Genomic DNA, 23,980 nt, shown 5'->3' on the forward strand with positions numbered 1-23,980 from the left:
GTTACCTGGATTCTTTTTTTTAGAATCCTTTTGGGCGGTATTTATTATGTTGTATAAAGCTTTAGATTCTAAATGGAAGCTTAGTATTAGTGGGAGTATGTCTAATTTTTTAAAAGGAATATCTGAAGATAATGTTTTTGCTACTGTATTTGATTATTGGTCTAAGGATAAATTTAAAAATGTAGAAGGAAAGCGGCAGTATGTTAAGATTAAAACAGATGAAAGATTTGATGTAGATGAGGAGCTCTTTGAGGATATTAAGAAGGTTTTTGAAGAGAGATTTAATAAAAAGATAGATAAGAAAAAAGTTGATATTGTGGAAATGATTAAAAATCAAAAATTGGAACCAGCTACAGATAAACAATTAAAGTATGCCAGGAAGCTTTACATAAAAGTTTATGGAGAAGTAAAGGGTTTTGATGATAAGGAATATAGTAAGCATGAGTTGATTTTGATAATAGGGGATCTGGTGGAAAGATTAGATAAATTGCAGGAAGAAAATCATGAAGAGTGTGAGGTTATGGAGTTAAGTGATTTTAGGAAGTAGTATAGTGGTGTTTAGGGCATGAGTTTTGTCCTAAATGGAGTGCGGTAGTAAGGAGATATGTATAGCAATAGAACTAAAATGGCAACAGTTATATGTATTTTTCGTTACCTAAAAATTATTAATTCTAAGTCGAAATATTCAAATAATAATATCGAATAAATAACTGGATTTGCGAGCACTACCCCATTTAAAGGAGGATTAAGTAATGATTAATATACTTATATGTGATGATTGTCTCAAAACAGTGAATCTGCTAAAAAATATAGTTGTGAAAACTTACGAAGAAGAAATGAATTTTAAAGATTTCAATGTATTAACGTTTAATAACTCCGCTGATGTTATTTCATATGTTAAAAATAATGTTGGAAAAAACATATACATATTGGATATCGACTTGAATGAAGAAAAAAACGGGTTAAAACTAGGAAGAGAGATTAGAAAATTAGATAAATATTCAGGTGAAATGATTTTTGTTACTAATCATGTTGAATTAAGTTTTGAAGTGTTTCAATACAAACTACGTGTGGTAACATTCATAAATAAAAGCATACATCTTGAAAATCAGTTAAAAGAAAGCCTTTTAATTGCTACCCAAATACTGAATAAGGAAAAAGATGAAGAGCCAAAGAAATTAGTAATTAAAATAGGTACAGAAATGTTTAATATACTGCTTCAAGATATTATTTATATTGAAACTATAAAAAATAGCCGCAAAGTGACTCTTCATAGTACCAATACTATCGTTGAATTTTACAGCACGTTAAAAGAATTAATGAATTCACTAGATAATAATTTTATTCAAACCCATAAAACAAATATAGTGAATAAGAAATATATAAAAATCGTATGTAAAAATTCTAATAAGCCCTATGTAGAAATGGTTACAGGAGACAAGTGCCCTATTTCTAGGACAGGATTAAAAGAGGTGAACAAGGCGTGTGGATAATAAATATAGTTCTTTTATTTATTATGTTTTATGTTCAATTATATATTGGTTGTAAATTAAAAAGATATAAATTTACTATCAATATAAACAATTTCATAATAATACTAAGTGTCTCTATATTATACTATTATGTGCTTAAGTTTAATTATTTAAATGGTTATAAGGTTATCATTACCACTATATTTCTTATGATAATTTTAGCAGTATTACTTGAACGCAATATCTTATCTTTGATTCAAACTACATTTTTTATAACCCTAATAATGACATTATCTGAATCTTTAACAATGCAATTTTTTACTAATATATTAAATATTAATCTAAAAATTTTATCTACAAACAAAATAATATTTATTTTGTTTAATATTGTAATATTTTTCATTGCTGTTTTTATAATTAACTTTAAAAAAATATTTACTATATCTTTAATTTCTAAATATAGAATTAAAGATAATGATTTTATGGTAAATACTATATTTATTACAAATTTAATGATTGTATTTATTATTATCTATTTTTTATCATATAAGTCCTTCAATAATTATACCGTTGTTATTGTACTTCTAATTTCTACTGTTTGCATAATTCTGATTTTGATCTTTTCCCATAAAAATTATATGTTAAAAGCAAAGCAACAAAAATTTATACAATTAAAAACATATACTAGTATTATAGAAAATTTAGTAGATGATGTAGCTAAGTTTAAACATGATTGTAATAATATTTTTTTTATGACACGAGGATATTTAGAAGACAATAATATTGAAGAATTAAAAAAAATTTTTAATGTAGAGTTAATTAATGAATGTGAAAACAATGAAATACTTAAGCTAAAAAAAATAAAAGACGCTGGCTTAAAGGGATTATTGACTTCTAAAATAGTAAAATTTCAATTAGATAATATAACTCTATCAGTAGAGATTTTAGATACAATAGATACTTTTGATATAGATATAATAGATCTATGTAGAATTGTAGGTATATTGATAGACAATGCATATGAAGCGGCAAAAGATAGCAAAGAGAAATTTGTATCTATATCTTTCATTCAAGATGAATGTTTAAATATAACTATTGCTAATTCTTATAATAGCAATGTAAATATAAGCAAGATATACAAAAAAAACTATTCCACAAAAGGTCAAAATCGTGGAATAGGTTTAAATAATGTAAGAGAAATTATAAATAACAAATATCCTAATGTTTTATTAAAAACATCTGTTAAAAAAGAATTTTTTATTCAAGATTTGTATATAGAAGCTAGGTAGATAAGACTACTTAGCTTTTTTTAATAATGATTTTGGCATTTTAGGTTCTTCTAAAGCATAACCAATGCAAGCTTTAGTGGATGTCTGAGCTATATTAGTAGCTATTTTACTTATTTTGATTGCTAAAATTTTAGATGCTTTCTCTGTAATATTCATAATTATTATACCTCCTGTTTAGTATTTTATATGTAATCGGACATATAAGAATGGCTTCTATCCATAGTATATACATGAAGATATTAGAAAAAAATATGTTCTTTATATATATAGAAAGAAGAAAATACACAATAGCTGTAAGTATACTTTTTATTTTCAGATTTTGACTAACATTTCTATCTAAACAAGGTTTTTCCTCTGTATCTGCTGGTGCATATTTAAAAAATATACATACAACAACTATAAAAATAAACACTTTTACAATAATGGTAAGTGGAGATGCTAAAGAAATATATATGGCACCCAATATTATAAGTCCTGTAGAGATCAAGCATGTAATACTTTTTCTAGCATGGATTCCTCCCACAAATCGACGCAAAATCCCAAAAATTATTATGGTGTATAGCGTATACCAGAATAAATCCAATACGTATCCTACTGCTAAAATAATAGGAAGTTTTGTGATATTCATGAACAAAACTTCTATCCCATACCTTATAATTTCTAAGTCCTCTTCTGTCTTATTAGGCACTTTTTTTTTTATATAATTAGATATTTTCATACTAAACTTTTCTGATAATCTCATGCAAGTACTTCCTTAATAAAACAAATTCTTATATGTCAAATTTAACAAACAAATAATTAATTGTCAATAAAATTGTATTGTTTGACACAAAAACTGTATTGAATTACATATAAATATATTTTGTGTAAAATAATGCAATTAGTCCGTTGTATACTTAAAATTATACATATATACCAACATAAGTGATATCCTTGTATAAGGATGGTCGTCCTAATTAAAAGTGGAAAGAAATAAATATAGGAATTAATCATTATGCAAAATTACGAAAAGTATTGATTGAAGCCAAAGAAAAAGATGTAGATCCATTTAAAGAAATTGAAAAGGTTATGTCTTGGACTGAATTTATAAATTCAGCTAATGATGCTTAAGAAGTTGCAAGACCTAAAGAATATGATTATTTAGACTTGTTACATAAAGCTAGCTGCCGGGGGAATGCTTCAATAGAATCATTTTGGGGAAAAATGAAATGTGAATGGCTTTATGAAAGGAATCTTAAAACACATGCGTTTATTCATTTATAAGTTTTTTAATAATATTTTATGGGGAATGGGATTATGAATACAAAAAAAGAGGACAAGCAAACCATATATAGGCTTATAAAGTTGTTTAAGCCATATAAACGGAAAATATTTATAGTAATTATTAGTATAATAATGTCGTCTGCTTTAATTATATTAACACCTATTGTTAATCAGCGATTAATAGATGAAGGATTAATTTTAAAGAATTTGAAAGTTATTATAACATATTCTATTTACAATTTAATTCTAATAATAATTATTCAAGGTTTAGGAGTAATTGAAACTAAATATCGTTCGTATATAGAAAATTTATTATCATATAATCTTGAGAGAGAAGCTTTTACACATACTTTAAAAATGAAAATGAGTTTCTTCTCGAGTACAAATTATGCTGAGATAATAAGTAATTTAAGAACAGATGTTAGCAATATATCTCAAATAGCAAATCAAAGTACATTCTATATTGTAACAAGTATTTTTAGAATTGTAGTTGGAATTATAGGTCTTATTACTATTGATTGGAGACTTAGTGTTTTAGTATTTCTAGTAACTCCAATAAGATACTTAATTGTAAAATATCTTGCTAAAAAGAGAAAAAGTTTATTTGAAAAATATATAGAAAGTTATAAAGATTACTCTGGTTGGTATGGTGATACTATTGGGGGGATCAAAGAAGTTAAAATCTGGGGATTAGAAATATTAAAAACAGGTCAGTTTATAAAAAAACAAAGAAATATAATAAAACAAAATATAAAAATGGAATATTTTAGAAAGGCAAATGAAATTTCTGAAACAGTATTTTCACAAATAATAACAACATTAATATACATTATTGGTGGGTATATGATTATAGGTGATACACTTACTGTTGGAAAATTATTTGCATTTATAACATACAGTTCATATGTTACCGCACCTATATTTGCAATTATGAATATTGGTTATAGTTTTGCAAGCGTAATGCCGTCTGCAAAAAGATATTTTGATTTTATGGATGCAGAAACTGAAAATATTACCAACAAAAGTTTGGCACAAAAATTAAATATAGATGAAGCTTTGGGAACTATTGAATTTGAAAATGTTAAATTTTCATATAAGGATAAAGAATCTGTAATAAAGGATATTAGTTTTAAAATAAATGCTGGAGAAAAAGTTGCTATAATTGGTCGTAATGGTTCAGGGAAAACAACAGTTATTAATCTGCTTTTAAGATTCTTAATTCCTGATTCTGGCAGAATACTCTTGGATGGTACAAATATTAATTCTCTAAAGTTAAAAAATTATAGGCAATTAATATCTGTGGTAAGTCAAGATGTATATTTGTTTAATACGACTATAAAGGAAAATATTATACTTAACTCCAAGAAATCAGATGATAAAATGTATTCAGCTGTTAAAAAGAGTGGAGCACATAAATTTATTGAAGAATTTCCTAATCAGTATGAAAATATTGTAGGAGAAAGAGGTAGTAAATTGTCTGGTGGAGAAAGACAAAAAATAGCTATGGCTAGGGCTTTTATAAGAGATTCTAAAATACTAATATTGGATGAGGCTACAGCTAATTATGATATGGAAGCCGAATATTATGTAAATAATGTGATTAAAGAAAATTATAAAGATAAAACTGTAATTATAATAACTCATAAGCCTGATATATTGGCAAAGGTTGATAAAATTATAGTTATTAATGATGGACAAATAGAAGAGATAGGTAATCATTTGGAATTATATAAAAGAAACAAGTTCTACAGAGAAATGGTTAGTCTACCTTTAACTTCAAATATATAACGCTAATAACATCCTTATTTTAGTTCTCGAGAAAGATATTGGATGTTAGTATATAAATAAAAATTAATCAAAAAAGGGGAGTTTAAAATGAGAAAATTAGGAAAAAAGAATGATGAAATTTTAGAAACTATTGAGGCATTTGGATGTGCCGACATAAGATATTGTAAATGTACTGATTCTGATACTCCACAAAGGAAAAATTATTATTCAATAAATGATAATGAATATTGGAGAGAATTTTGGAGCTAGAATATAGTGTATATTAAATGATAGATTTCAGCTAAATAAAACGTAGGATAAGAAATTTTTATCCTACGTTTTATTATAAAATTATATTTTAAAGGTGGGAATGATATATTTTGAATAATAAACCGTTGATTAAGCTTTTTGAAACAAGTAAGAAATATTACATGTATGATGCAAACAAAAATACTATTATAAATATTAGTAATAATCAATATAAATTTTTAGAAAATTGTATAAAAAATAATCTTAATGAATATATAAAATCAGAAGAAATAAGTGAACTTTGCAAGGAAGGTTTTTTGTCTAGTAATAGAGTAAAAGAGATAGTTCATCCTTATGATGAGTTGATACCATCTTATTTGGATAATAATATGGAAATGCTTACTCTACAAATAACACAGCAGTGTAATTTTAGATGTGAATATTGTGTTTATTCAGGTAGCTATTTAAATAGAAGTCACTCAAGCAAAAAAATGAGTATTTCAACAGCGTTTAAGGGTATTGACTTTATTATTGCACATTCAAAAAATAATAACAATATCTGTATAGGTTTTTATGGTGGAGAACCTATTCTTGAATTTGATTTTATTAAGCAATGCATAGAGTATGCTGAGAAAAAAACAGAAGGTAAAAAATTAAATTTTACTATGACTACAAATGGTTCCCTCTTAACTGATGAAATTACAGAATTCTTATACAAACATAATGTATTGTTAACAATCAGCCTTGATGGCCCTCAAGAAATACATGATAGTCATAGAAAACTTGCTCTTAATAATAGTGGAAGTTTTAATAAGGTAATTAATAATGTTATTAATTTAAAGGAAAAATTTCCGGATTATATTGAAAAAATTTCATTTAATGCAGTTATTGATCCTCAAAATGACTTTTCTTGTATAGATAAATTTTTTCTTGATAATGATATAGTAAAAAATATAACTATGTCATCAACATTAATATCTAGTAATTATAAAAAAACTGATATTAAAATCAATGAGGATAATTATATAAAACAAGAGTATGAATTATTTAGGATCTTCTATTACTTGATAAGAGAAAAGAAGACTAAAAATTGTTCTAGAATAGTAATGAACAACTATTACGGAATAGTAAATTTTTCAAAGAAACTGAAACCTCAAAAAATGTTGCCTGAAAAAACACACCCTTCTGGCCCCTGCACTCCTGGTGTCGACAGACTATTTATGAATGCAGATGGATTTTTTTATCCATGCGAGAGGGTTAGTGAATCTTCTGAGCTTATGAAGATAGGACACATAGATACTGGTTTCGATATAAATAAGGTGAAAAAGCTTTTAAACCTTGGACAAGTAAATGATAAATCTTGTAAAAATTGTTGGGCTATAAACTTTTGCACTATATGTGCATCTACATTAGATACTGAAGAAAATGAATTTTCAGCAAAAAGAAAAGAAGAATGTTGCAAAGGAGTTAAAGCATCTGTACAGGAAAAGTTTAAGAATTATTGTTTTCTAAAAGAATTTGCTCATAATTTCGATGAGAATGAGCCAATAACTATGTTTAATGACTAATTAGAAATGAGGATGATAAGATGAAAAATGAATATAAAACAATGATATATCCATTTGATGTGGAAGCTGCACCATTAATAAGACATAGTAAGCTTATTGATAACCTTAATTTTACGCATGTTATTTCCCCAAATGGATGGGGGTTTAGCGGGGAGGATGCGAGTTGCGTTGATAATGGGCAACCTATTGGGCTAATTGTAGATAGTGATTTTGATAAAGCATTAGAAAATTGTGATACAGTTTGTTTTAGCGATTCTAGTACAAAAATGGATTTGAACACATTTATATATCCTAAAATTATTAAGGCAGCTGAAAATTCTAAAAATATAATATGTACTATAAAACTCGAAAGTGAAATACTTGACAAGGTATCTCATATTTGCAATAAAAACAATACATTCTTTAAATATTTTACAAACACATGTGATAGTGTTAAGAGGTCTGAATTTGAAAAAATTTATAAGATTAATACCCCTATAATTTTTGTAGCTGGCACATGTGAAAGAACGCATAAGTTTGAAATACAACTAAATTTAAGAGAAAATATAGAAAAAATGGGGTATAAGGTATCCCAAATAGGTACACGTCATTATTGTGAGTTAATGGGATTTCATTCATTCCCTAAATTTATGTACAGTAAAGATATTACAGAATCAGAAAAAGTTACTTTGTTTAATTATTATATTAAGAATATAGAATCTAAAGAAAAACCAGATGTAATAGTCATTGGAATACCAGGTGGAACAATGCCTTTTAATTATGAATTTACAAATAAGTTTGGAATTTTAGCTTATGAAATTTCACAGGCTGTTAGGCCCGATGCAGTTATATTAAGTACACTATATGAAAATAATGAATCAGATTTTTTCCAATCAATGTCAAATACTTATAAATATAAGTTTGGATATAATATTGATTGTTATAATATTGCTAATACAACTGTAAATTATGCAGGCAGTAAACTTGAAAGATCATTGCAATATAATATAATAGATTGGAAATTTATTAATGAAAAGAAAAAAGTATATAATAAACTCGATACACCTATTTATAATATTTTGGATATAGATGATGCACATAGCATGACGGATTTTTTAGTTAATACGCTAGCAGACTATGGAGAAACTCAAAGCATATGATTGGAGGTAAGTATATGAATAATTTTTCAGAGAATATTGATATAAATGTGAAATTAAATAATATATTTAAGAATAGATTTGACATAGCTCTATTTAATAATGAACTTGATATAGATATTGATGATAATATATTACAAATAAAATTTAAATTAAGAGCAAGAGATCTTATTTATTTGTTATATGACGTTGAAAAAGAATTTGATATAGCCATTTCAGAAGATGATATTGATAATATTAAATTTAATACAATACGTAATATTATTAATATTATTAATAAAGAGTTACAACAAAAAGAGATGAAAGTTATTTAAATGGTAACAGTTGCAATAATTGATGATGGAATCGGTATTGGACTTTATGACATAGGTAACATTGCACAAAGTATAGAGATAACACCTGATCTTACAGTACAATATGCAGATAAATATAAGTTATTCAATGCTAGTCATGGTACTATTTGTGCGACTATAGTAAAAAAATATTATCATGAGGCTATATTTACTAGTGTAAAAGTGCTTAGTGATAAAAGTTGTAAAGGTAAGAAGGAGCAACTTGTAAAGGCTATCGAGTGGTGTATTGATAATGGAATTCAGGTTGCTAATTTAAGCATTGGAACCACAGATTATAGAGACTTTGAAATGATGAGATATGTAATTAATAAAGCATATAACAGAGGGCTTATAATTGTGGCTGCATGTAGTAACAAAAATATATTTACATATCCTGCATCCTGTAGCAATGTAATTGGAGTAAAATGTTCCCAAGCTGGTAATTTAGCAGAAGGAGAATATGCTTTTAATTTATATCCTTTAGATGGTGTTGAAATAACAGCTTGTAGTGAGCACACATTATTAAAGAATGTAAGAGAATCAAAACCTACAAAAATATGCAATAGCTTTGCAACCCCAATGATTACTGCCGAAGTTTGCAGTATAATTGATAAGTTTCCAGGTATAACGTTAGAAGGGATAAAACAAAAGCTATATCAACATTCAATTAATTATACACACGATAAAATACGAGTAAATAATTATAAAGATATAGATTGGGTTAATAATGCTGCGATGCTATGTATGAATGAGACAGAAAATATTCTTGAACTACCTTATATAAAGCAAATTGGGGAACTTAGACAAGTAAGGAATATAAATATTAATAAATTTGATACTTTAATTTTATTAGGTAGTGAAATAAAAGAGTATGAAAAGATTATAGAGGTTGTAGATTATTTTGCGAAAGAACAAAAAAGCATTATTTTTATAGATAATGAATACAAAAATGAAAATTATGAAGTTAAATGCACAAATGATTATGTTAAGTTTTGGCATCCTTCAATAATAGAGCATTTTTATGAAGGAGTCTTACCACGAAAAGAAATGGATGTACCATTAATAATTGTTTATGGTTATACAGATAGTGATATGATTAAAGTAATTGAAACCTTAATTGCCAAATTTAGAAATGATGGATATTACTCCATAGGTGCATATACAAAACCAATAGGAGTTTTATATGGATTGGAATATATACCTATTATAAAAGATGAAAATTTAAAACAAATAAAAAATAAAGTTGAAGTATTATATAGAGTTTATGATTTTGATATCATGATTTTAGGAGTAGTTATTAATAAAGAAGATATTAATCCTAAAGAAGTTAACATTTGGCTAGAACCTGATAAAACCATTTTACTTGTGGATTATTTTACGCAAGAGATAAATAAATATTTAGAAGAAATGAATATGTATGAGGTTTTAATAATAACGACACAAGAGGATATAGAAAAGTATTCTTATTTGGAAAATAAGGTATTTACAATTAAGAATTTGGATTTGTTTTACAAGGAAATTTGTGGGATGTTTATTTGTGAAGGTGAGGAATCTTGAATTTGTTGAGAAAAATGTATTAAAGAAGGTATGTTTAAAGTAACTTGCATATGAAAATTATCATATGCAGCCAATAATAAAGAATGCGCATCAAACCTTATAAACTGATACCTATAGACTAAACATTAAAAAAAGTGTCTAGTCTATAGTTACTTTTGTATAATTAATATGAGGATAGAAGAGTCTACATTTAATAATATTAGCGAAATTTGCAAAATAGTTATCATTAATTAAAACATAATATTACAAGAAAATGCCAGGTTTCATGATATGATTTTATTATAAAAGTTAGATAAAGGCTCTATAAGGTACTCTTTTAAATTCATTCCACAAATAAATGATACTAATATCTCCTATAGAAATATAAAAAAGAGGAGCGAGGTGGTTTAGATATTAATAAATTATAAAATTAAGAATGGAACTCAAGCTAATATTAAAAATTTAGTCAAAATGGCACGAGCTAAAACTAGCTGGAGAAAAAGACTTGAGGCCGCTCCTGAACTAAAAAGATTGAATTATGAGCAACCAACAGGTATATTAACAAGATCAGTACTACGTGATTTACTGTTTAATAGCGGTTAGCTTAACTGTAAACGTTTTAAGAATTCGATTTAATTAATACTCCAAGATTGATTTATAGAACAAATGTTAATAAATATATTGCAAATAGTGTGCATTAACAACAATTAATATTTTGATCATCTATTATTTAAAAATACAAAAAAATACCGCCTGTCAGCTGGTGATATTTTTTTATGCAGTAATTTATCATAACTATTTTTTTAGATAATCATATATAACTTTAGGAGTAGGAAGGGTTAAGCTCGTAAGAAGATGAGAACAGGATACTATTTCTTTTACAGGTAGGTCATTAAATGGCGCCATAGCATGATCGAATAATTGTAATCTTGCAGTACCAGTCCATGCCTCATGTATAGTAATCTCCGTAATTTGTGTAGATATGAGCTCGCAAATTCTTTGAGTTCCATCATAATTAGGTACAATTTTTAGCATAAAATTAGGACGGCAAATTTCATTGCGTGCTTCATTTATATCTAAAGATTGGTGTTTATATCCCATCGTAGCAGTTAATACTCTTAATTTTCCATAATCTAATGTACCAACTAATGTATCTGAATCAACAAATAGTTTTGGATAACCAAGTTTTTTAGGGTAGGCACTAAGTTCTCTACCAACGGCAATAGCTGGATAATTATCTAAATACATCATATGCAAATAGTCACCTTTTATACCATTAAAACTTACAGGAATAACCTGGCCACATTCTGTATAAGCACCTAATCCACTTACATCCGGCATATACATCATTTCAAATCTAACTAAAGGTTCATCTAAATCTAAAGATAAAGGTTCCGGTACAACTTTTAGTAAGGCATCAGCACTTGTACGGTATACTATATTAAGATATTCACGGTTATGAAATCTATAGGGACCTCTAGGAAATGATGGAGCAGTAAGTGGTGTTGTAATTTGGTTAGATATTTCACTTTCTAACATAAATGGTCACTCTCTTTTCTTATTTATTATTATCAACACATTTTTTTACAAGTACTTATATTTTGAAAGGTAAATTTTTATACGTCCATAATCTATATTTCCTTTGGCACATAACTTGCAACCAAAGTTGGAAGTCTTATTCCGTGATTTACAATCTGCCCATCTTTAAAAATAGATTTTAAATCTTCCAGTTAGACTATTTTATTCACATTAATATCTTCTTTTTAATAGTGTAAAATCTTTTAAGCGTAATGTAGGTGGACTAAATCAATGCAAGTAAATACACTGGCTCCATTAAAAAGTTAGTTTGCAAGCACACATCTCCTTTGTTTTGTAAAATTTCTTGCAGAGGTTATTCCTTCACCAGTAGGTCCAGCAATAGTGAAAGTTGTAAATCCTTCTGCACCAAAACCTACTCCAGCAAAGGATTTAGCATTCTTTACAAAAATAGTTGTATCTATTTCTTTTTCAAATCTATTTAAATTATCGATATTTTTTGAATATATATATGCACTATGTCGTTTGTTTTGTTCCGCTATTTTTGCACATTCTATAGCTTCATCAATATCTTTAACTCTTACAATTGGAAGTATTGGCATCATAAGCTCTGTCATTACAAAAGGATGATTTGTATCTACCTCACATATTATACATTTAACGTTAGTAGGGGCTTCTACATCTATTTGATCTAAAAATAATTTTGCATCTTTTCCTACCCATTTTTTATTTATATTATATTCTAGTTTTTTGTTGCAATTATAACTTTTCTCATCTTTCTTTATTAGTATTAAATCTAATAACCTTGATACTTGCTCTTTGTTTAGAAGTACAGAATTGTTTTGAAGCATATTATTTATTAAATCATTTGCTACATTTTCAAAAACAAACACTTCTTTTTCTGCAATACAAGGTAAATTGTTATCAAAAGAACAACCTTCTATGATGCTTTTTGCGGCTTTCTTTATATCCGCAGTATCATCTACTATAACCGGAGGATTTCCTGAACCTGCACCTATAGCTTTTTTGCCTGAATTTAAAAGTGTTTTTATTAATCCTGGTCCTCCAGTCCCACATAAAAGATTTATATATGGGTGTTTCATAATTACATCTAAGGATTCCATAGTTGGATTTTCTACAGTAGTTACTAAATTTTCTGGACCACCAGAAGAAATGATGGCTCTATTTATCATATCTACAGCAAACGCAACACATTTTTTTGCCCCTGGATGTCCATTAAACACGACAGAATTTCCGGCAGCTATCATACCTATACTATTGCATATAACAGTTTCCGTTGGATTTGTGGAGGGTGTTATTGCACCTATGACACCATACGGAGACATCTCTACTACGGTAAGCCCGTGGTCTCCAGACCAAGCTGTAGTAGTTAGATCTTCTGTACCTGGAGTATGTTTAGCTGCCAATTCATGTTTTAATATTTTGTCTTCATATCGTCCCATTTTTGTTTCTTTTAAAATCATTCTTGAGAGTATCTCTTTATTTTCTAATGTAGCCTTTCTTATACTTCTTATAAGCCGTTCTCTATCTTCTTTATTATAAGAAATAGTTAACGCCTTTTGTGCATATATTGCTTTGCAAATAGCAATTTTAACGTCTTCGAACACTCCTAAATATAAACCCTCATTGTTAGCTTGCTTAAATTTGATACCTTCATTTGTTATTACATTTAAATCTTTTGTTTGTGGTGATACTAATACATCTTTCATCATAGTTTTCCTCCTCGAATAATTAATTTTGTATTTAGTTTTTAATGAATTTCCAGTATTTCAACTAACTACAAAATGATAAAGATAACTGGAAATTATAATAATAGTATAGAATTGCTTCTAATCATCAATATTCATAATAAAAAATTGGCGTAGGGCTATTCGTTTTCTCCTTGTTGGCCACTCCGGTGGTACTTCTTATAAAGTCGTTGTTCTGGTTACTAATCGATTAGCGTAGCAACTAATCCTAAAGAATACTAACTTAGTTCTTCATTTTATAACAAACATGTTATAGTGAATAAGATATTTTATTTTTGTACAAATAGGATAATACCACTAATTAAACCAAAAATAAGATATAAATACAATAAATGTAATAGCGAGCATTTTAATCGTTACCAAACTACGCTGAGGTGAGATATTTTTATCATATGATCTGTAAAGAATGATTCTATGGCTAATTTCCTAAAAATTCAAAATTTTTAGGAAATTATATTTTTAATGATTTAAAAAGTTTCTTACCTAAAGACTTCAAGAAGTATTATGGTAAGTGGAGAAATAGAGAAGTAACAGGGGTTGAATTTGCAAAGCTATTGAACATAAGCAGAGCCACTAGATATGTAGATAAAAATTATAAATGGGGTGTAATTATTGAAAACATATTTAAACGATCCTATGCAGGGTATGCAACAAATGAGTAATATGTACGGAATGTCACAGATGAATGGCATGCAGAGCATGTATAAAATGATGTATATGAAAGGGATGTACCAAACGCTGGGGATGCAAGGTATGAATTACATGTACGGAAATCCTATGATTGGTATGGACTAATGGCTCAGCAAAAACATTTATATTAACTTTCAAAAAAGTATTCCTAGAGGAGCAGAGTATATGCTAATAATTTGTTATGTAACAGTTAAAGGAGCACCTCCTTACAGTGGAGATAATGGAATGGCCACTTTTATTGGTAAATAAAGAATATATATAGCCTATAGACTCATTGTTGTTCCTATATATAAAATTTATACCTATAAACAAAAAATATGAAATATAAGAGAGGGCTAATACCTTCTTTTTTTATGGAATAAAATAGATTAATCATCCGATTTATAATTATTCAATGTAACAAATCAATACGCTATGTACGTGTACGTCCATGTGCATGTTTACGGTGACGTGTACGTGCCTGTTACCGTTTAAAATGATAGTGGATAAAGGCGGAAACAAGATAAGGAATTTATTAAAATATAACTGAAATTATTAATATAACATGAGAAGAAATTGCTCATGTTATATTAACGTGAGCAATTTCTTTAAAAATTTGCTCACGTTCTATTGATGTGAGCAATTTTCTCTTTTATAATATAGGTAAGGAAGGTGAGTAATAATGAATGAACCTATAGTGAAATATTTACCACCACAAGTTACACTTGAGACAAATAGAGTGTTAAAGCAGCTTTCACGTTCTCACAGGGCACTAGCGGAACTTAAAGGTTATGCAGATACAATACCTAATAAGAATATACTTATAAATACGGTAACTATTAATGAGGCAAAAGATAGCTCTGAAATTGAAAACATAATTACTACACATGATGAATTGTTTAGAGCAATGTCACAAGATGGATACAAGAACCCTGCGGCAAAAGAGGTTGTAAGTTATAGAACTGCATTATGGAAAGGCTACGGGCTTGTTAAGAATAATCAGATTTTGACAACGAATATGATTATTGATATACAAGAAATAATAGAAAAAAGCAATGCCGGTATTAGAAAGCTACCTGGAACTACACTTAAAAACCAAAGTACAGGAGAAATTGTATATACACCTCCAAATGGAGAAACAGAAATATTAAATTTAATGTCAAATCTTGAAAAGTATATTAATGAAGATTTCGATAATTTAGATCCCCTTGTTAAACTTGCGGTAATTCATTATCAATTTGAATCTATACATCCTTTTTATGATGGTAACGGCAGAACCGGGAGGATTATAAATATTTTATATCTGGTATTAAAGGATCTTCTAGACAGTCCAATCTTATATTTAAGCAAATTTATAATTAGAAATAAAACTTCTTATTATAAGTTGCTTCAGGAAGTAAGGACAGTCGGGAAATGGGAAGAATGGGTACTTTTTATATTAGAAGGCATAGAACAAACTTCAGAGGAAACATTAAAGTTGGTTAAAAAAATTAATACAGAAGTTTCAGGAACTGCGGAAGATATTAAAAAGGTATTGCCAAAGATTTATTCAAAGGAATTGGTAGAGTTACTCTTTTTTGAGTTTTATACAAAAATTAAATTTATTGAAGAAGGTCTTAACATTTCTAGAAGAACTGCTTCAGATTATTTAATAGCATTAGAAAAAGAAGGATTTCTATCATCTCAAATGGTGGGTAAGGAAAAGATTTATCTTAACAAGAGGTTATTTGAAATTGTAAAAGGATCAAATGTACAGTGAGGTATAATCAGTAATGGAGCAGAATTCAGTAGCGCCCATAAACCCGTGAGACTTGACCCTAGAAAAGACCCCGGAGAACTATCCCAGCAAATACCACTTGTGGTAAAAACCTTAGGTAACTACATAATAAAGCTCGTGTTTTCATTAAAATAGCTATTTTAAAATTTAAATATAAACCTAAAATTTACGATTAGCTATTTTATGAGAAAATCGTTAGCTGGTTCATAAAACCTCTACACCTGAGAGAACTACTAAACCATCTTTATATCAAAGGGAAGTAAAAAAGGTTGGACTATGAAAAATCAGTATACTTAGTATAGTAAATATACTAGTCATAGGAATAAAGTAAGCCTCTAATAATTATTATAAACTAACTCTAACTTAATTTAAAATGTCGTTAAAGCATTACATTCGTTTTTTCACTTAAAGTGTTGATTTATCTGGATTGTTAAGCATTTAGTTAAACATTTAGTTAAATTTAACTAAGCAATTATATTTTTAAATAATAGTAGAACTTGGGGTAAAGGTAGTAATGGAACCAAAAACGGCTATAAGCATGTAAAAAAATGGATTTTAAATCTTACTACCTGTTTATCATCAATCTTATGAAAAATAAAAAAGGCATTGCTGCCTTTTGGATTGTTGAACAATATAAGAAGAGTTAGTACTAACTCAAGATTTTTTTATTCATCAATAGTTTCCAGCCATTTATTATATTTTTTACATAGATTTTCTCCCAAAACATAATCCAAAATAAAGAAAACAATAAATAATCCTGCAAATTGTAATCCTATCAAGTGAATTGAATACACTTCATCAACTCCTAGTAGAGAAAAAACAACAGTAAAAACTTTAAAAGCACAAGCAAAGCACAGCGATTTAAGAAAATATGATATCACCCTCTTCTTATGAGCTGCTTTAGTTTTTTCGGTTGGTAAAGTTTTTCCGAAAATAGATTTTGGTAGGTTAAATTCCTTTTGTTTTCTAGTAGTAATTGCGAAAACAGTAGATATAATTATTAACAATACTATCTCCCAGTTAGGGGTATCGTCAGCAAAAATGATATTTCGTACGTTAATGGAATTATAGTTACATAAATGTAATTATTTTGATTTGTAAATGATAAATCAAATTGTTCTTATAAATTTAAGGTTTTAAATTATTATGTGCGAATGTAATCTTTTAAGTAAAACATTACATTCATAAAAATAGCATAAAGTGTTGATATATAAAGGCTTATAGTCGTTTTAACTAAAGCCTTTTTTCTTATTGTATATTTGAATGTATTGTTTTATCTGATATATCATAAATATAATACATTGATTTGGTGACCTCTGGGACACTTTTCATGGGTGAATTTATGATAGTGGAACATATAAAATATAAAAATGAGATACATGATCTACTTACCTAAAAGGAAGAAATGAAATGGAATGGCCTTAGAATAAGCGATGTAGTCACCTAAATCATTACATTTATGGGGCGATGTTTTTCTTAGCGTACGAAATATCATTTTTGCGTATGCTACCCCTTTATGGAACTTTGTGGATAGTAACCTTTTATATATCTAATTAATACAATGATAGCGAATAATATTTTTATAAGGGAGAAACAACTATGCTATCTAGTACTGAATTTATACGACAATCACTAGAATTACATCTTTTTTTTGCACGAATTATGAAGGAACACTCATTCTTTTTACAAGTAGGATTTACACCAAAGGACTATGATTATATCCAACAGGCGGATTATTTTCGAACAGAGTTTGATTGTCTTTTAGCAGATGCTATTTCACTTTCTAACGGCGTTGTTAGTCCCAGTGTATTAGAGTCTGGTGAAGTGATAACACCTTTTACACTAAAAGCTGAGATGGCTTCAGTATATTTTACAGGTGTGAATATTCCAGTTAATTTGACGCAATCAGAAGGAGGGTTAATGGGCAGCAACGCATTAATGTCAAGTAATCCCATGATTGAACAAAGAGTATCTATGCTCAATCAGAGAGCAATGGAATTAGTTAAAGCCTTAGCTCAGTTTAAGACTATGATCTTGTCAGGAGTTATATCCTGTAGGATATTTACAAGTAACTACCCTTTACTTATAGAACACATTCTAAGAGAAGCAAAATTTTATTTTCAACTAATTCAAAGGCTGCAAAATCGTGAGGAAATCAATTTGGAAAGAGATATGTATGAGCAAGAATCCTTTTGGAATAGAATTATGGCCGAACACTCGAAATTTATTCGTGGACTTCTTGATCCAACTGAAGGTGAGCTTATAAATACAGCAAATAACTTTGGAAATGAGTTTGATAAGTTGACAAAAGAGTCAAAGGAAGCAATGGATAAGACAATCCCAATTTCAAAAGTTACGGAGGACAGCCTTAAATCAACTATTGAAATAGCTAAATTTAAGTCGCAAGGTACGCAAGGATTGGTAGAATGTAAAATCAAGTCTATAATAATACCTTTATTAGGTGACCATACTTTACGTGAAGCAAATCATTATTTACGCTTATTAAAAATATTCACAAAGAAAAATAAGATGCCAGAAGAGAATAACCGCCAATATTACTTATAACTGAACTTACCATATAGTTCGCCTCAATTTTGTTAAGTAAGATTTTTAACACAATATCTATTGTTTCACTTTCATAAAATACAACAAAAAATAATAAGTCTGCACTTCTTTAAAAGTATTATGTTTAAAGAAGTGCAGATTTATTATTCGCAATGTTTTCAATACGCATGTTAGCATTCACTGCATTTTGCAGCAATGCCTTAGCTCAACTACATTTATACTAGGCTTCTTCTTCAAATATTGGAGCATTTATAAGTGTAGCAAATATTAATTCGTGGAAATGGCCATCAACGACATTAGTTTTAGTTTCTACAAAATGAACATGTTTGCCATCATTTCCAACGGGTATTGGTAAACCAGTTGTTGCTTCGAATTCATGAAAGTGGTCAAAAAAGTCTGTTCTTGATTTAACTTTATGAACATGCCCACCTTTAACAGGTATTGCAGGACCTGATACTCCGGCAAATCTATGATTATGAGCATCCTCACTACCTACTTCAGCTAATCTAACGCTTCCTAAAAATTCATGGTCGTGAAATAGTTCTTTTTTTTCACAACCACAATTATCATCATGTTTTTTTTCACATCCACAGTTATCTTCAATCTTTGACATTAAAATCACTCCTTTCTCTATTCAATTATTAGTATATGTAGCCTATTTAAAAATGGTACTGAAAAATAAGAAGGTAATATCACAGTGAAATTTACTACTGAATTAGAAAAGGAAAATGCTTTCTTAAAAAAAGCTGCGGCATTCTTCGCCAAGGAAATAGACAATTAATCTACCAGTTTATATCTACCAACAATACGGAATTTGGCGTCAGATGGTTATTACTCCGTTTTGAGCTATCACCCAATGCATTAATAGCTTTTAATCCACACATTAAGGGTTGATCTTGATACACCATACTCTTTAATTAGACTTGGGATAGTTCTACTATTTTCTAAATTTAATTTTACCAGTTTTTCTCTAAATACTTGATCATACATTTTCTTTGCCATTTGTAACACCACTCTCCTAATTTTATTATACTGTTTTATTAGTACTAAGTGTTACGACCTTAGTATATCAAGTCAATCTTTCTTCTGTCTCACCGGATAGAAAAACGTTATATAAAGAAGCCTCTCAAACGATAAGAGGTCAAAATCAAAAAAAAGGAAAGACTGAGGGTGAAAAGACTTTAATTGATTATTTAAATGAAAAAGATGGCGTTAGTATTCTAAAAAACGGTAAGCCATCCACCCTTTCTTCTGGTGGTTCTATTACGCCAATTTGTAATTCGAGAGGTGGTTATGATTATGATGTTATTGTAGGCGGAAATACTGTATTATCATCTAATCAAGGACTTGGCGGTTGGACCTTTACCATGACACCAGCAGAAATGGAAAAGAAAAATGAATTTAATAAAATATTTGATAGTACATATAATGTTGCAAAGCATGAAAATAAAATAGTATCAATAAATGTTTAGATACTAGAGTTTAAGTTGTAGAAGCTTCTTAGTATGAGTATATTTTCCGCTAAAAGATGCCTGCACCCCTATCACACATCCCTTATCAGTTACGTAGTATATACAAACAAAAGATATAAAATAAAAATATAAGGGAGAATAAATTTGAATTCAACTATTTATATTATTCAACTCCAATTAAATTCTATGACACATGCAGGACTAGCGACAGATGGAATACTTGGTCCACTAACAACTAGTAAAATAAAACAATTTGAAAAAATTGTTAATATCGTAGTTGATGGTATATGGGGACCACAATGTGTAAATGCAACTGCTCAAATATATACAAAACCATTGTGTGGATTACCTTATCATGAACCAATCCCAACTAGATTAATTCAATTTAGAGTGGGAACTTCTATTGATGGTATATTCGGAACGAGTACAGCCAGCAGTGTGAAAATCTGGCAAAAATCCAATGGATTAGCTCCAGATGGTATATTTGGACCGTTAAGTTGGAATAAGCTACTAAGTTAATAATAAAAAAGAAATATAACCTAAAATACGGGTACGGCCGAGATGCGTCCCGTATTTTAGGACCATTTAGTTTAGATTCAGATGCTTTTTTACAAATTGGGTGTTTTGCCTACCCACCCGAAAATGTATATTGGGGTACGGCTGATTATCCGCAAGGTAATCAAGACGAAAACTACTACAGTGAAATTTGGATTCCTGTTAAGAAAAAATAACTACGTAAAGGATCACAATTTGGAGTTCATCAAATTCTAATTTGTAAAGTTGATGTAGAACAATTTTAGATTTAGTTTTTGTCGTATCTTTCGCATAGTGTGACTTAAATCCTACCTTTTTCATTTTTAAGGAATATGTTTAAAATATATTTTAGAGTAATTAAAATACCGATATATTCAAAGAATTCTTTGAATATATCGGTATTTTGGTAATATATGTCTTAACGTATAAAATCCGCGTTTTGCGGTTACTACCCCAAAAAGTATTATTTTTCATGGCACAGTTTAGAAAAATCCAAATCTATAAGTGTTTTTTTATTTTCTATACATTCTTTTCTGCAAATCATATATTTCTTTACCCATGGGCTGCAACTATCAAAAGTTTTCCAATTATATAGCATTGAATACATTATAATTTCTCTTAATTTTAAAAACAATGGTAATTTCGTAATCCAATAATTATCTAAATGATTTTCCTTGTTATAACCTTCTAAAAAATATTTTATAAAGCATCTTGCATCTTCTTCTTTTTCATTAGAATCATAGTTTTCTACATAAAAATAAAATAATTGAATAGAAATATCATTTACAAACCAGCCATATTCACAATCATCAAAATCAAAATATGTTATTACATTATCAGAAACGTTAAAATTTTTAAAGTGAATATCAGAATGAATAATCCCGTATGAAGAATGATTCTTAGGTAATTGATTTAATTCATTTAATGTGTTGTAAAACTCTTTATATATAATCGTCTCACTTTTGTCAACAGTTATGTTTATGTAATTTAATAAATTTGAATTATGCCATTGAGGTCTATAAAAATATTTTTTATTTAAATTGCATTGTTTTGATAAGTTATGCATTTCACCTGTGAGTCTTCCCATATTTTCAAATAATTCTTTATTTCTATATTGTTTTTTTGCATATATACCATATGCTTTTTTAAAAGCTGTTATAAAAAAGTCATTGCCATCTACAGTTACAACTTCAATTAGGTTACCATTAAGAGATTCTATTGCACTAGACACAGAAACTTTATTATCAGATAAGAAACTAATCCAATCTAATTCTCCATATATGAACTTTAAATTTCTTCTTTTACTATTTGAAACTCTAAGAATATATTCTTTATTGTCTTTAGAATAACTGTAGACAATATTTTGATGACTTATAAGCTTTTTTAAACTGTTTCTGCTTATTCCATAGCGGTCTAAACACGCATTTATAATCTTATTATTAAGCTCCATTATATTTTTATCTCCCCAATACAAATTATTCGTCTGAACAATATAGTGCTATATTTACTATAAATACTAGCCAATTTTTTTAATAGCATCTATTAATTGAATTGGCTCATTTATTACAAATTTATTATTAGGATATTTACTTCTGTCATATCCCCAACCATATTCAACTAAAATTATATGTTCAATCTTAGCCTCTATTGCAGAACTATAATCAGATAATCTATCACCAATTACTATCACTTCATTAGTTTTAAGATTATATTTTTCAAGTATAAGTTTAAATTTTTTAGATTTGTCGGTTGTACAATTACCATCTATAAAAGAAAAATATTTGTATATATTATACTTTTTAAGCTTTTGTATAACTTCTTTTGTATAATTTGAAGATATTAAGGTTAAATTGTAATAAGTATTTGCCCAACTTAAAACATCTTTAATTCCATAAAAAATTTCTGGATTTTGATTTCCTATCTCTTCCCCAAAAATTTCCATAGCTTTTTTTTGTTCATCTATGTCCATGCCAAGATTTTTGTAACATTCACTAAAATTAGCTCCATATGATTTTCTAAATTCGTCAATTGAATCAGGAATTTTCACATTAAGTTTATTTCCTATAGTTTTATATATATCGTAAACAGTAGGAAGTGAATCTACTATTACACCATCGTAATCAAAAATTATTAATTTAATCATTTTTTATCTCCTCCCCCAATAATTTAGTATACTTTTAAAATCACTTATTTATTTGGGCATTGCATAAAATACAGAATCCCATAGATTTGAGTTATAATGGAACATTAAAATAAATAGTAAAAAACACCACAGGAATGCACCTATGATGGTTTTTAATTTCATCAACTTACATATTTTGTTTATATTCAAAAATATCATCTATAGAAACAACAGTCATATCATGTTTTTTAGCAAAATCAATTATCTGTGGCAATTTCATCATTGTTCCATCAGCATTTGTAAGTTCACACAAAATTCCTGTTGGTTTATGTCCTGCTAAACGCATAAGATCAACAGTACCTTCTGTATGTCCACGTCTAACTAAAATCCCTCCTGTACGTGCACAAAGCGGAAAAACGTGGCCAGGGTGACATAAATCTTCAGGTTTACAGTCATCTTTTACAGCAGTAAGAATTGTAGTAACTCTATCAGCAGCGGAAACTCCTGTAGTTACGCCTTCTTTAGCTTCAATTGAAATAGTAAATGCAGTTTCATATTTACATGTATTATTAGGAACCATTTGAGGTAAATTTAACTCTTTAATTTTATCCTCTGTTAAACAGAGACAAACAATACCGCTGCATTCTCTAATTAACATAGCCATTTGAGGCACAGTAAGTGTTTCAGCAGGAAAAATAAGATCTCCTTCATTTTCACGATTTTCATCATCAACAAGAATTATACCTTTACCTTGTTTAAGAATACCCAATGCTTTTTCTACACGTTGTAAATTATTACCAAATTGATTCAATAGTGATTCATTCATTAAAAACCCCTCCAAATTATAATAAATTTTACATAAAGTACCTAAAGATTTATACTGTATGTGTATTATCTTTCTGTGGAATTTGGCTATGACTGCAA

24 protein-coding genes are annotated in these 23,980 nt (G+C 28.3%); 14 read left to right on the plus strand and 10 right to left on the minus strand.

Annotated features, from left to right (window positions below; genetic code table 11):
* Window positions 1-46 precede the first annotated feature (46 nt).
* The 3 genes from ACWJJ7_RS18370 (at window position 47) to ACWJJ7_RS18380 (ending at window position 2,761) form a co-directional block, all read left to right on the plus strand.
* Window positions 47-547, plus strand: a complete 501-nt coding sequence (locus ACWJJ7_RS18370) for a hypothetical protein (RefSeq protein ID WP_462965103.1) — start codon at window positions 47-49, stop codon at window positions 545-547.
* A gap of 205 nt (window positions 548-752) precedes the next feature.
* Window positions 753-1,493: a LytR/AlgR family response regulator transcription factor gene (locus tag ACWJJ7_RS18375; RefSeq protein ID WP_462965104.1), complete on the plus strand. Its 741-nt coding sequence runs from the start codon at window positions 753-755 to the stop codon at window positions 1,491-1,493.
* Window positions 1,494-1,681: 188 nt separating this feature from the next.
* On the plus strand, window positions 1,682-2,761 hold the full coding sequence (locus ACWJJ7_RS18380) for a GHKL domain-containing protein (RefSeq protein WP_462965105.1): 1,080 nt from the start codon (window positions 1,682-1,684) through the stop codon (window positions 2,759-2,761).
* A gap of 6 nt (window positions 2,762-2,767) precedes the next feature.
* Here the strand turns inward: ACWJJ7_RS18380 and ACWJJ7_RS18385 are convergent, their stop codons facing one another.
* Both ACWJJ7_RS18385 and ACWJJ7_RS18390 read right to left on the minus strand, forming a co-directional pair.
* Window positions 2,768-2,917, minus strand: a complete 150-nt coding sequence (locus ACWJJ7_RS18385; RefSeq protein WP_462965106.1) for an AgrD family cyclic lactone autoinducer peptide — start codon at window positions 2,915-2,917, stop codon at window positions 2,768-2,770.
* Window positions 2,892-3,503, minus strand: a complete 612-nt coding sequence (locus ACWJJ7_RS18390) for an accessory gene regulator B family protein (RefSeq protein WP_462965107.1) — start codon at window positions 3,501-3,503, stop codon at window positions 2,892-2,894. The genes ACWJJ7_RS18385 and ACWJJ7_RS18390 overlap by 26 nt, the downstream gene beginning before the upstream one ends.
* Window positions 3,504-4,057: 554 nt before the next feature.
* On the opposite strand from ACWJJ7_RS18390, the gene ACWJJ7_RS18395 reads away from it, so the two are divergent.
* From ACWJJ7_RS18395 to ACWJJ7_RS18425, 7 genes are all read left to right on the plus strand, one after another.
* On the plus strand, window positions 4,058-5,812 hold the full coding sequence (locus tag ACWJJ7_RS18395) for an ABC transporter ATP-binding protein (protein WP_462965108.1): 1,755 nt from the start codon (window positions 4,058-4,060) through the stop codon (window positions 5,810-5,812).
* Between the two features lie 87 nt (window positions 5,813-5,899).
* Window positions 5,900-6,061: a CLI_3235 family bacteriocin precursor gene (locus ACWJJ7_RS18400; RefSeq protein ID WP_462965109.1), complete on the plus strand. Its 162-nt coding sequence runs from the start codon at window positions 5,900-5,902 to the stop codon at window positions 6,059-6,061.
* Between the two features lie 110 nt (window positions 6,062-6,171).
* On the plus strand, window positions 6,172-7,608 hold the full coding sequence (gene ccpM, locus ACWJJ7_RS18405) for a Cys-rich peptide radical SAM maturase CcpM (protein WP_462965110.1): 1,437 nt from the start codon (window positions 6,172-6,174) through the stop codon (window positions 7,606-7,608).
* A gap of 20 nt (window positions 7,609-7,628) precedes the next feature.
* Window positions 7,629-8,747: a TIGR04066 family peptide maturation system protein gene (locus ACWJJ7_RS18410; protein ID WP_462965064.1), complete on the plus strand. Its 1,119-nt coding sequence runs from the start codon at window positions 7,629-7,631 to the stop codon at window positions 8,745-8,747.
* Window positions 8,748-8,761: 14 nt separating this feature from the next.
* Window positions 8,762-9,058 carry an acyl carrier protein gene (locus tag ACWJJ7_RS18415; protein ID WP_462965065.1) on the plus strand — a complete coding sequence of 99 codons (297 nt, stop codon included), beginning with the start codon at window positions 8,762-8,764 and terminating at the stop codon, window positions 9,056-9,058.
* Window positions 9,059-10,633 carry a S8 family serine peptidase gene (locus ACWJJ7_RS18420; protein ID WP_462965066.1) on the plus strand — a complete coding sequence of 525 codons (1,575 nt, stop codon included), beginning with the start codon at window positions 9,059-9,061 and terminating at the stop codon, window positions 10,631-10,633.
* A 450-nt stretch (window positions 10,634-11,083) separates the two neighbouring features.
* Window positions 11,084-11,215 (plus strand): hypothetical protein, encoded by a 132-nt coding sequence (locus ACWJJ7_RS18425; protein ID WP_462963247.1) that lies wholly within the window; start codon window positions 11,084-11,086, stop codon window positions 11,213-11,215.
* A gap of 192 nt (window positions 11,216-11,407) precedes the next feature.
* On the opposite strand, the gene adc is transcribed toward ACWJJ7_RS18425, so the two are convergent.
* Together adc and ACWJJ7_RS18435 are read right to left on the minus strand one after the other, a co-directional pair.
* Window positions 11,408-12,151, minus strand: a complete 744-nt coding sequence (gene adc, locus ACWJJ7_RS18430) for an acetoacetate decarboxylase (RefSeq protein ID WP_462963248.1) — start codon at window positions 12,149-12,151, stop codon at window positions 11,408-11,410.
* Between the two features lie 302 nt (window positions 12,152-12,453).
* Window positions 12,454-13,881, minus strand: a complete 1,428-nt coding sequence (locus ACWJJ7_RS18435; protein ID WP_462965067.1) for an aldehyde dehydrogenase family protein — start codon at window positions 13,879-13,881, stop codon at window positions 12,454-12,456.
* Between the two features lie 648 nt (window positions 13,882-14,529).
* On the opposite strand from ACWJJ7_RS18435, the gene ACWJJ7_RS18440 reads away from it, so the two are divergent.
* Window positions 14,530-14,712 (plus strand): hypothetical protein, encoded by a 183-nt coding sequence (locus ACWJJ7_RS18440; RefSeq protein WP_462965068.1) that lies wholly within the window; start codon window positions 14,530-14,532, stop codon window positions 14,710-14,712.
* A gap of 556 nt (window positions 14,713-15,268) precedes the next feature.
* On the plus strand, window positions 15,269-16,345 hold the full coding sequence (locus tag ACWJJ7_RS18445) for a Fic family protein (protein ID WP_462965069.1): 1,077 nt from the start codon (window positions 15,269-15,271) through the stop codon (window positions 16,343-16,345).
* A 683-nt stretch (window positions 16,346-17,028) separates the two neighbouring features.
* Here the strand turns inward: ACWJJ7_RS18445 and ACWJJ7_RS18450 are convergent.
* Window positions 17,029-17,370 carry a hypothetical protein gene (locus ACWJJ7_RS18450; protein WP_462965070.1) on the minus strand — a complete coding sequence of 114 codons (342 nt, stop codon included), beginning with the start codon at window positions 17,368-17,370 and terminating at the stop codon, window positions 17,029-17,031.
* Between the two features lie 592 nt (window positions 17,371-17,962).
* Here ACWJJ7_RS18450 and ACWJJ7_RS18455 point away from each other — a divergent pair.
* Window positions 17,963-18,928: a DUF2935 domain-containing protein gene (locus ACWJJ7_RS18455; RefSeq protein ID WP_462965071.1), complete on the plus strand. Its 966-nt coding sequence runs from the start codon at window positions 17,963-17,965 to the stop codon at window positions 18,926-18,928.
* Between the two features lie 220 nt (window positions 18,929-19,148).
* Here ACWJJ7_RS18455 and ACWJJ7_RS18460 read toward each other — a convergent pair whose 3' ends face one another.
* Window positions 19,149-19,541: a YmaF family protein gene (locus ACWJJ7_RS18460; RefSeq protein WP_462965072.1), complete on the minus strand. Its 393-nt coding sequence runs from the start codon at window positions 19,539-19,541 to the stop codon at window positions 19,149-19,151.
* 248 nt (window positions 19,542-19,789) lie between these two features.
* A complete protein-coding gene (locus tag ACWJJ7_RS18465) occupies window positions 19,790-19,930 on the minus strand; it encodes a transposase (RefSeq protein WP_462965073.1) in 141 nt (46 codons plus the stop codon).
* Window positions 19,931-20,544: 614 nt separating this feature from the next.
* On the opposite strand from ACWJJ7_RS18465, the gene ACWJJ7_RS18470 reads away from it, so the two are divergent.
* Window positions 20,545-20,919, plus strand: a complete 375-nt coding sequence (locus tag ACWJJ7_RS18470; RefSeq protein ID WP_462965074.1) for a peptidoglycan-binding domain-containing protein — start codon at window positions 20,545-20,547, stop codon at window positions 20,917-20,919.
* A 478-nt stretch (window positions 20,920-21,397) separates the two neighbouring features.
* Here the strand turns inward: ACWJJ7_RS18470 and ACWJJ7_RS18475 are convergent, their stop codons facing one another.
* The 3 genes from ACWJJ7_RS18475 to ribB form a co-directional block, all read right to left on the minus strand.
* Window positions 21,398-22,384: a phosphotransferase enzyme family protein gene (locus ACWJJ7_RS18475; RefSeq protein WP_462965075.1), complete on the minus strand. Its 987-nt coding sequence runs from the start codon at window positions 22,382-22,384 to the stop codon at window positions 21,398-21,400.
* A 66-nt stretch (window positions 22,385-22,450) separates the two neighbouring features.
* Window positions 22,451-23,077: an HAD family hydrolase gene (locus ACWJJ7_RS18480; protein ID WP_164947353.1), complete on the minus strand. Its 627-nt coding sequence runs from the start codon at window positions 23,075-23,077 to the stop codon at window positions 22,451-22,453.
* Window positions 23,078-23,243: 166 nt separating this feature from the next.
* Complete coding sequence (gene ribB / locus ACWJJ7_RS18485; protein ID WP_462965076.1) at window positions 23,244-23,882, minus strand: 3,4-dihydroxy-2-butanone-4-phosphate synthase; 639 nt, start codon at window positions 23,880-23,882, stop codon at window positions 23,244-23,246.
* Between the last annotated feature and the right edge of the window lie 98 nt (window positions 23,883-23,980).

Source organism: Clostridium sp. CM042 (genome assembly GCF_055080995.1).

What these genes read in the sequence shown, in the direction of transcription:
- ACWJJ7_RS18445 (WP_462965069.1), top strand. Translation starts at nt 15,269, where the DNA reads ATGAATGAACCTATAGTGAAATATTTACCACCACAAGTTACACTTGAG.
- ACWJJ7_RS18455 (WP_462965071.1), top strand. Translation starts at nt 17,963, where the DNA reads ATGCTATCTAGTACTGAATTTATACGACAATCACTAGAATTACATCTT.
- ACWJJ7_RS18380 (WP_462965105.1), top strand. Translation starts at nt 1,682, where the DNA reads ATGATAATTTTAGCAGTATTACTTGAACGCAATATCTTATCTTTGATT.
- ACWJJ7_RS18390 (WP_462965107.1), bottom strand. Translation starts at nt 3,503, where the DNA reads ATGAGATTATCAGAAAAGTTTAGTATGAAAATATCTAATTATATAAAA.
- ACWJJ7_RS18420 (WP_462965066.1), top strand. Translation starts at nt 9,059, where the DNA reads ATGGTAACAGTTGCAATAATTGATGATGGAATCGGTATTGGACTTTAT.
- ACWJJ7_RS18375 (WP_462965104.1), top strand. Translation starts at nt 753, where the DNA reads ATGATTAATATACTTATATGTGATGATTGTCTCAAAACAGTGAATCTG.
- adc (WP_462963248.1), bottom strand. Translation starts at nt 12,151, where the DNA reads ATGTTAGAAAGTGAAATATCTAACCAAATTACAACACCACTTACTGCT.
- ACWJJ7_RS18395 (WP_462965108.1), top strand. Translation starts at nt 4,058, where the DNA reads ATGAATACAAAAAAAGAGGACAAGCAAACCATATATAGGCTTATAAAG.
- ACWJJ7_RS18460 (WP_462965072.1), bottom strand. Translation starts at nt 19,541, where the DNA reads ATGTCAAAGATTGAAGATAACTGTGGATGTGAAAAAAAACATGATGAT.
- ACWJJ7_RS18400 (WP_462965109.1), top strand. Translation starts at nt 5,900, where the DNA reads ATGAGAAAATTAGGAAAAAAGAATGATGAAATTTTAGAAACTATTGAG.
- ACWJJ7_RS18385 (WP_462965106.1), bottom strand. Translation starts at nt 2,917, where the DNA reads ATGAATATTACAGAGAAAGCATCTAAAATTTTAGCAATCAAAATAAGT.
- ACWJJ7_RS18465 (WP_462965073.1), bottom strand. Translation starts at nt 19,930, where the DNA reads ATGGCAAAGAAAATGTATGATCAAGTATTTAGAGAAAAACTGGTAAAA.
- ACWJJ7_RS18425 (WP_462963247.1), top strand. Translation starts at nt 11,084, where the DNA reads ATGGCACGAGCTAAAACTAGCTGGAGAAAAAGACTTGAGGCCGCTCCT.
- ACWJJ7_RS18370 (WP_462965103.1), top strand. Translation starts at nt 47, where the DNA reads ATGTTGTATAAAGCTTTAGATTCTAAATGGAAGCTTAGTATTAGTGGG.
- ribB (WP_462965076.1), bottom strand. Translation starts at nt 23,882, where the DNA reads ATGAATGAATCACTATTGAATCAATTTGGTAATAATTTACAACGTGTA.
- ACWJJ7_RS18480 (WP_164947353.1), bottom strand. Translation starts at nt 23,077, where the DNA reads ATGATTAAATTAATAATTTTTGATTACGATGGTGTAATAGTAGATTCA.
- ACWJJ7_RS18475 (WP_462965075.1), bottom strand. Translation starts at nt 22,384, where the DNA reads ATGGAGCTTAATAATAAGATTATAAATGCGTGTTTAGACCGCTATGGA.
- ACWJJ7_RS18435 (WP_462965067.1), bottom strand. Translation starts at nt 13,881, where the DNA reads ATGATGAAAGATGTATTAGTATCACCACAAACAAAAGATTTAAATGTA.
- ACWJJ7_RS18415 (WP_462965065.1), top strand. Translation starts at nt 8,762, where the DNA reads ATGAATAATTTTTCAGAGAATATTGATATAAATGTGAAATTAAATAAT.
- ACWJJ7_RS18410 (WP_462965064.1), top strand. Translation starts at nt 7,629, where the DNA reads ATGAAAAATGAATATAAAACAATGATATATCCATTTGATGTGGAAGCT.